This window comes from Bradyrhizobium uaiense (assembly GCF_010811875.1).
Classification (GTDB): Bacteria; Pseudomonadota; Alphaproteobacteria; order Rhizobiales; family Xanthobacteraceae; genus Bradyrhizobium; species Bradyrhizobium uaiense.
On the sequence record NZ_VKHP01000084.1, the window covers coordinates 25,312 to 33,476 of the forward strand.

The window sequence follows — 8,165 nt, forward strand, 5'->3', positions numbered from 1 at the left end:
GACATAAGCCGGCGTATTTTGGTGGGCAGCCGCGTTAAGGACGTTCACTCGAAAGACGTTCACTCGCTGCCGTAAAACTTGCTTTGCAACGTCTTGAGTTGAGTAGGATGCAAAGCCTCATCTATGCAGTTGAAAAACATCTCACTTCTCGCATTGACACGTTCCCGATCAAGGAGGCCATGCTCCATGTCTGTTTGCAGTCCGCGCACGGCGATCCAGTTCTTCGACGGATCCTTGAGCAGCTCAAACAATGTTCCATTCTGATAGGGATGAAGCCGAAAATGAGCGAAGGCCACCTTGGCTGAGATCTTGGCATCACGCAGTGCGTCGGGGAGCGCGAGGAGATCAAGCCCTTCCAGATCGCCGATATCTTGTATTTGGCTCTGTGCTTCCTGATATTGCTCCCGCCCCACCAGTTGATACATTCCTCGTGGGCGAAACAGCCAACCATCGTCCGTCCCCGTCTGGTTTCCGAACGGGTTGCCCTCGTAACCAAGAACAAAATTCGCCAGTTCTTTGGGACGATTGAGCAATGTCTCGATCGCGATCGGCGGTTTATTCGCCGCCACCAGATCGGCGTTGTTCTTTCCTATTCGGTCGCGCCATTTGCGCGGCAATTGCGAGACCGCGCTGTAAGAGAAGTTCTCGCTGCTGCGGGTAAAATCAGCGCTGTCGTAGGAGATTGCTCCCAGTATATAGGCAAGGATCCGCGGCTCGGTTTCCGCGACGCGATCCCATTCCTGCAACAATGCCTTGACCTGCTCGGCCTGAAAATACGCCATATAGCTCTTCCGATATGGCGGCAGGGGCGCCGGAGCCGGCGAATGGTCTTTGATCGATACCGCGAGCTGGTGCTCATAGGCGGCAACTTGGTCGCGGTACTTCTGATAGCCGCGCTCCTGCAACCACTTCCTCTCGTAACAGGCAAGTAGCGGCTGCGGCTTGATCTTTGGAGCGGGTCGGTACTCTTTGCTCAATTCATCGGCGTAAGCCGCTTGGGCGAGCTTCGCATCTCGGAGCGTTTCAAAGGCGGATGCGACAGATCCGTTCAAGAGATGAAACAATTTCACCTGCAGGCAATCAGCGTTGCTCTGCTTGGTCCGGGATTGGTCGAAATCATCCCTTGGCACGCAATCCCAAAAGCGACCGCTGCTCAGCGAGATGATATCGTCGGTTTGCTGAGATAGGGTCCAGCCAAGCGGCAGGCTGTAAAACAAGCCGGTTATTTCGGTGCGGCCGAATGTCGGAAAGCGCTGTACACTCGCAGCTAGGTCATTTTCCGGCGCGCGATCGATCGTGGTTGCGTGATTGAGTGCGACATAGGTCCGCGAGGTACGCGTGCTCAGAAGCGCGCGCACCGGCTCCATGAGCTCACCGAACATGAAGGACCCATGATCTTCGAACTGGCCGCTCACCAGCGACAAAAGATAGATTCGGAACTTTGGCGCATCAGAGGTGCCCTTGATGCTGTTGAGCCGCTCGATCAGATCGAGAGCAGTCTCGATTCCGGAGTTCTCGACATATCCGCCGTCTACCAAGCGCGCCTGTCGATTGGCGGTCATGCAGTCGTTCTTTATAGGAACCGTCGCCGCCGGCGTCACCCATGGAAAGCGCGCGCTGGTAAACGCCGCTGCGCTGAGTGGAATATGGAGGGAGCGGCTTGTGACGGTTTGATCGGGTCCAATGCCGGTGCGATCAAGCGTTGCGAGAATGCACAGGTCCTTGTCTTTAGCGTGCAGCGGATCGATATCGAAGGGAGAGATCGCAACGCGCTTGCCGCTCCCGGCGTCTGTCGTATTCAAGAGCAGCGCGGGCATATTGTTGTCTGGCGCCCAATGTGACTGAAAATCGGCTTTCAGGAGGTTGGACTGTGCGCCGGCCCCCTTCTGGTTCCTGAGCATTCGGTCAGCGGCATTTTCCAGCGTGTATTCCAGAAAACGCGCGCGATCGAAACTTGGAATCGCGAATGGGGAGAACAGCTGGGTGAAGTCGGTAAAAAGAAAGCCGGCAACCAAAGGCGAGAGAAAATCCGTCTCCAACACGCTTGCTACGCGCTGTTCTACCGGCCCGGACACGTCGATGTCCTCGGCGCGACCGACGCCGGCGAGAAAGTCTGCGATCTTTGGGCATGTCTTTGCGTCGGGAGCAATCGCATCAAGTGGCGCACTATCGGCGTGAAGCGCAGCCGCAAAAATTGCCGAGCCGACGCTTCCGCCGGAGACGCCGCTGATCGCAAACAGATGCTGCCGAAACGCCGGACAGAGATCTTGCATTCGGGCAAGAAAGCGGGCCGCGTTGTTGGCCGCATATATGCCACCGCCCTGGGCCGCCACAATGAACACAGGATATTCGCCAAGCCTCTTGGCCTCGGCGACCCGTGGTTTTTGCAAAATCCATTCGCGAAATGCCTCGACCGCAGAAATGCGGCCTTTGTCTTCCGGCTGGCCCGCTGCAATATCGACTGTGCGCAGGCCGTGATCGTCACTTCCAAATAAGGACGCAACCAGGAATAGGCCACCGAACACAACCGGTATAAACGGGAAATTGAGCCTGATTGTCAGCAGCGCAAAGTGGGTGGAAAGAGCGACCACGCACATCGTAAAAAGAGCGATCACGCCAAACGAGCCGACGAATTGCGCAAGCCTATCGGGAAGCAGAAGGAATCCAGCCGTCAATAGCGCGATGCCGGCGATCGTGAGCGCAAGAAATCTATAGCGGATGAAATAGGCATTGTTAGCCCTGCTTGCGAGCTCGGTGGCGCGATCTCTTGCTCCCATCCGCCAGGCAAATACGACAAACGCCGCGAGCAGGATGAGCATGGCGAAGGCCAGGATGAGCAGCAGATTGCGCTCGAAGGCAAGCGCCTGAGCCTGGATGCGGAAGATGCTTCCGACTTCCTCGACCTCACCGATCTCTTGAGCCGGCCGCGAGGCGAGTTGACCTGTGGTCGCAGCGAGTATGGGCAATGCGCCGAGGATAACGGGCGCAAGTCTGATATACAGGGCCAACCGGCCTGTCGCGCGCGGCATGCGAGCTATTGTTGCAGCGGTGAGCTGAAACGCAGCCGCCCAAATCGTTATCGCGATCACGCCAATGGCGATGAACTCTTTGACAGTTGTCCAGCCAATGTCGTCGGCGCCGATTCGGTAGAGCTCCTGAATCTGATCTGGCAGGTAGAGCAGAACGGAAATGGCGACCGAGAGAACGATGATCCATCGCAGATTGCGCAATAATGTGAACAATTGCTCGCGCACCGTCATCGCTCGTTCCCTAATACTGTCTACAGAAGATAGTCCTGAGCAAATATTGGCTTTAATCCCAAACACACGGCCGAACTCTCACCGAACGCGAAACGCTTAAAGAGAGCTCGCCGCGCGCAATGCAAAAATAGATCCGCTATCGGACAGCGGGTTTAAAGCAATAAACTTAACCTGCAGTAGTGGAGCGATTTATCGAATATTCCGCTAGACGGTCAAGAGATTTTCGATGCAGATGAGACGAAATGGAGCGCTCGATGTTTTTCATCTCGCTCCAGCGCACCTGCGCACTTTTTCCTCGCTCATTCGACTGAGACGCAAAGAAGGCGCACGGCGCCGGCGTACTTCTTCCTGTTATCGCCGGTCGCATTCATCGATCGGTTCATCGATCGATGCGGCTTGACGTCGACGAGGGCTCGGACGCTTCAAGACCTAGCCTTCTTGAAGCCGACTTTGAGCAAGAGGAGAAGAGCTTGCCCGCGGCGAGACCGCAGACGCGCTCAAACCGGTCCGCGCATCAATGATCGTGCGCTGACGCCAAGCGTTCGCACGGATCTAGGCCGATCAGTTCGCCATACCCAGCGATTGAGCCCACTCCATGGATGCATACGTGATGACCTCGCCCTGGTCCAAACTACCTCGCTCTTGAACAAAAAGGTGCCCCATCAACACCGGCGCGCTCAATCGGTACAAGTCGAGGATTCCGCGAACCGACAACGCAAGCCCCGCCCCGGCAAATGCCATTTGCTGCCAGAAACAGCCGCACGTTAACAAAGCAGCAGCGCTTCAGATCGCCCTTTGTAGGGCACGGTCGCACAAAGAGCCGCGCCCAGCTAGGTATCTTAACCAGGATGAGTTCGGTTTGGTGTGATCAGACATGCATCCTTCATTCCGGCCGGAACCGTGGACCTAAGTGCCCGGCCGTAGCTGCATAACCACGCAGGCAATTGACCAGCGAGACAGCGATCAAGGCTTTTTGTTTTCGCGCCCAAAGATCCCGCACTTCATACCCTCGCTGGCTGGACCTATCTCTGCATGCCTCGCGCATCGCCGCACACGAACATCGCTGACGATCGGCGACGGCATTGTTTTGTCCGATTCGGACAATCATCTGGACATCAGACCACCGAACAATAAGTAAGAGCCAGATCAGTCATTTGCGTCTTTGAGAAACCTTGCATCGATCATCGTCGATGCCTTGTGAGAGTATACTCAAAAGTCTAGCGGGACGCTTGCGCGTCGGCTATCAACCCGGCGAATTTTAGAACGCGGAATCATTTTCGGGCAGTCACGGCTTTGGACATCACCGACGAGCAGTGGCGGGAGAACGCTTTCAGCATTCCGGCCAATCTGAGAGCTGTGCCTCGCAGCGAGGACGACGACGGTTTGCGACAGGCCATGCTCATCGTCTGGGCCGCGCTCGCCAAGGCGTCGGCCACGATCAAACATTTATACTCGCTTGTCCCGGAATCGATGATCCTCGAGTTGGCTGCGACGCTCGACATGCAAGCGCCCGACTATGGTCTTTCATTCGGCGGCACGGAGACCTACGAAGAAATAGTGATGCGGCTCGGCGGTTGTCTTCGCGCCATGGAGCGTGAATACAGCGAACAGGATTTGGGCTCGAGGCCGACTGATCCAGCCGGGTGGCTTGTCGAACAGGCAGGGCATTGCGCCTATCTCATCCCCATGGGGCGCCTAGCGTGGAAGGACACAAAGAACCCTGCCCAGGATATGCGCAACTTCGACCAACGCGGGCTGCTGCGTCTCCGGTTCGTCCCAGCTGTCGTCGACGGCGCGACGGTTCAGATCGTGAAAGCCGACCGGATGGCCAGGAAGTCGTCGACATTCGGCGCCGTATTGTTTCCTGATCCCACCTTCGACTGCGATGAAACACCGACGAGGTTTTTCGTCAGAGCGGTTAACATCCCCAATGGCGAAACCATTATTTCCGATGCGTGCAAGGCGGCTCACACCGAACGCTGCCTGACCACCGTGTTTCCGGAACTCATGATCGACCCGCAATCACGTCGTCTCATCGAAACTCAACTTGTCGAGAAGCCTTGGCTTGCCGAGGGTGAAATGCCGGACGCACCCGGAATCGTCGTCGCAGGCTCCTGGCATGAAGTGGAGAACGGCGAGCGATACAACATTGCTACGATCTACGATGGTCACGGCGTGCAAATTGCTCGGCACAAGAAGCGGATGGCTTACAAGGACGCTGAAGGCCGCGTGGAAGACATTCGGCACGGGACCGAGCTTGCGGTCGTGGTCCTGGAAGAAGCCCTTTTCGGCTTCGGCATCTGCCTCGATTTCTGCAATAGGTGCTATCATACCCCTTATGGGTGGCTCGACGTAGACTTCGCAATAGTCCCGTCATGCGGCAACGAGGTCACTATGGACGGACACATCCGGACCGCGAAGGATTTGGACAATGAGCGAAAAACCCGCAGTTTTGTAGTCCAGCAGGCCTATCCGCCGCTGGATCGGGCTGCCGGGTTTGTCCTGAATCCGGACGGGAACTCATCACGCTGGGCGGCAAATGAGCTTCTAACGGACGTTCCATGGAGCGTTTTCCGCGGCCAAACGTTACATGACCGTTGACTTGGCGTTAAAGCAGGCCGATGTAAAGCATAGTAAAGCGAGTTCCGTAGTCCCCATAGCAGCGGGTCCAATGTCCGCCACTGACCGCAAGGCCTTCGAAATATCGCTCGATCGGATCGGGCGCGGCGATGCGACGCCTGCCGAAGCGGCCGCCGCGATCCGAAAAGCGCTGACCAGCGAGCCCTCTTTGACGGAGCGGGTCTATGACGTGCTCCGCGACGTCACGTGGCGCGCGCTGACGTCGCGCTCCTTCGGCGGCGAGCTTTCGCAATGGTTTGAGGTGGTGCGACACGCTTCGGCACTTGCCGCCAGCAGAAATGCCGGCGGGATGTCGGAGAGAATGCGTGCCTTTGCGGACCTGATCTCGCAGTCAGCGAGGTTTGCTGAGCTCCAACCATTGGAAGAGGTCCTCAGTCGAAAGCACACCAAGTCGCTTCTGAGCGCAATCGCAGGCGCCGGCAAGGCCGTCAGCAACATCGCACTGATGAGCATTCTCGGCCTCCGAGAGTCCAACCTTTCGAGGGTGACCGGTGCCCTGCAAGGAACAGGGCTGATCGAGCGATCCTCATCAGGAAAGGAAGCAAGCTTCGCGCTGACTGACCTCGGTCGCCGCATGGCGAGGAAACTCGACATCGCGATCCATGATCCAGCCACAGATCGCGAATGGTGGCATGAAGCGCCCTTTCCCCTCGCGGTTTGGGCGGCAAGCGGCGCGCCCGTTGGTGCGAATGCCGCGTTCTATCGACTGACTCGCTCAAAGGCGTCGGATGTTCTTCCGCCACTTGCCGACTGGAAAATAACAATCGCGAAGATGTCGCGCGATGAGCTAATGACATCCAACGATACTTGGGGGCTTCAAATCGACGACACGACGTGGATCCAATTCACCGAAGCGGTTATGCCGGATGGCGGCCTGTGCCTCCTTGGATCAGACGTGTCTGTGGCGATGAAAGCGCGGAGCGAAGCCGTACTCGCGCTCAAGATCGCGAAGGAAGCGGAGGCGCGGGCTCGACGGGAGCTCGCAGATGCGCAAGACCGCCTGGTCGCCTACCAGTCCGCAAACTCGCATGTCAGAGACGAGATCATGAGCGTTGCCGCGCGATCGAACCGACGCGTGCGCGACACGATAGACGTTTGGGCACACACCGCAGAGAATCAGATTGTGCCACGCGAACTGCAGGCGGTGGAGAAGGATCTCGGTGCAATGCAGGTCGCAGTGCGTAACCTCATGGGGCCCATTGACGTCGTCACAGAAGGAAAGTCCGCTTCTGGCTGGATCGACCCGAACAGGGTCGTGACGGAAGCCATGAACACAGCAAGACACCTCGACCCGACTATCCATGCGACCGCATCGTTCGGCAAGGTTCCGAAAATTCGTGTTGCGGTGTCCTCACTGCGCATGGTCCTCAGTCACATGGTCATCATAGGCACTCGTCACGGCGCATACGATTTTCGTGGCGCGTTGAAGGGATCCAACCTGGTCACAACGGTACGCGTCAAAAGCCCCGACGAGCACGCGCAGCTCACGCCGTTCGAAGCGGTGTCGAGTTCCGGTCTCGGTTATTGTCGCGCGATTGTAGAAACCAACGGCGGAGCTTTCGAAGTACGGGAAACCGGTTCGGGATCTGACACCATGATCGTCTTTTCTTGGCCTGTAGAGGGGACGGACCCGCACGGAGGCAGGATAAAGTTCGGACCACCGGCCAAGGGGAACAAATCGCGCAGGCGCCCTGTTCGCGGAGTCGTCGATTAGCCGCGAGGCTGCCGCTCGATGATTGGCTTAGCGAATCGCCATCTCCGCTCGTCCCCAAAAAATGGACGGCAGTGTGAATAGTAGCCCGCGAGCTTAAGACCTGTGGATTCCCGTCAAACGCTGGATTTTGATTTAAGGTCGTCGTCGCCGCATAAATGCTCATTCTGCCAGACTCTAGCAACGAGCGACTTCACCATATTTCCCGAGCATCCCACCGCAATCTTCTGCCGTGAGTCATATTGCTTCAAGGAAGCGAGGCTCTGCCGAGAGCTCTTAGACGCTTAGCTTCGGTGCAAATTTGAGCGGTCGGCATGGGGAGGCTCATCATTTCCGCCGCCACGAGGTTACGTCTCGAATTAGGAATTAGGTACCCGAAGCGGAATTGCTGCCAAAACGATCAAGCTCTTTGGAATGTCGGAAGGTTGTAAGCGCGATTTTCCCCGCACGTTGACGCCGGCGGTTTTGATGGATTGCCCTAGTATCGGGCGATACCGGGCCGTTCAGGCAGTGGCGGCTTTGTGGAAGTTGATGGGCAGCAGGTCGGTAATATC

At 57.1% G+C, this 8,165-nt stretch carries 4 protein-coding genes; 2 read left to right on the plus strand and 2 right to left on the minus strand.

The window, feature by feature from the left end; all coding sequences use genetic code 11:
• Positions 1-59 precede the first annotated feature (59 nt).
• Positions 60-3,260: a hypothetical protein gene (locus tag FNJ47_RS20735; protein ID WP_236000016.1), complete on the minus strand. Its 3,201-nt coding sequence runs from the start codon at positions 3,258-3,260 to the stop codon at positions 60-62.
• 1,293 nt (positions 3,261-4,553) lie between these two features.
• Between FNJ47_RS20735 and FNJ47_RS20740 the strand changes: the two genes are divergently transcribed.
• A complete protein-coding gene (locus FNJ47_RS20740; RefSeq protein WP_163156335.1) occupies positions 4,554-5,861 on the plus strand; it encodes a hypothetical protein in 1,308 nt (435 codons plus the stop codon).
• Positions 5,862-5,931: 70 nt separating this feature from the next.
• Positions 5,932-7,614, plus strand: a complete 1,683-nt coding sequence (locus FNJ47_RS20745) for a hypothetical protein (RefSeq protein ID WP_163156337.1) — start codon at positions 5,932-5,934, stop codon at positions 7,612-7,614.
• 363 nt (positions 7,615-7,977) lie between these two features.
• Here FNJ47_RS20745 and FNJ47_RS50550 read toward each other — a convergent pair.
• Positions 7,978-8,165: hypothetical protein (locus FNJ47_RS50550; RefSeq protein ID WP_206685333.1), on the minus strand; the 188-nt coding region annotated here is incomplete at its 5' end.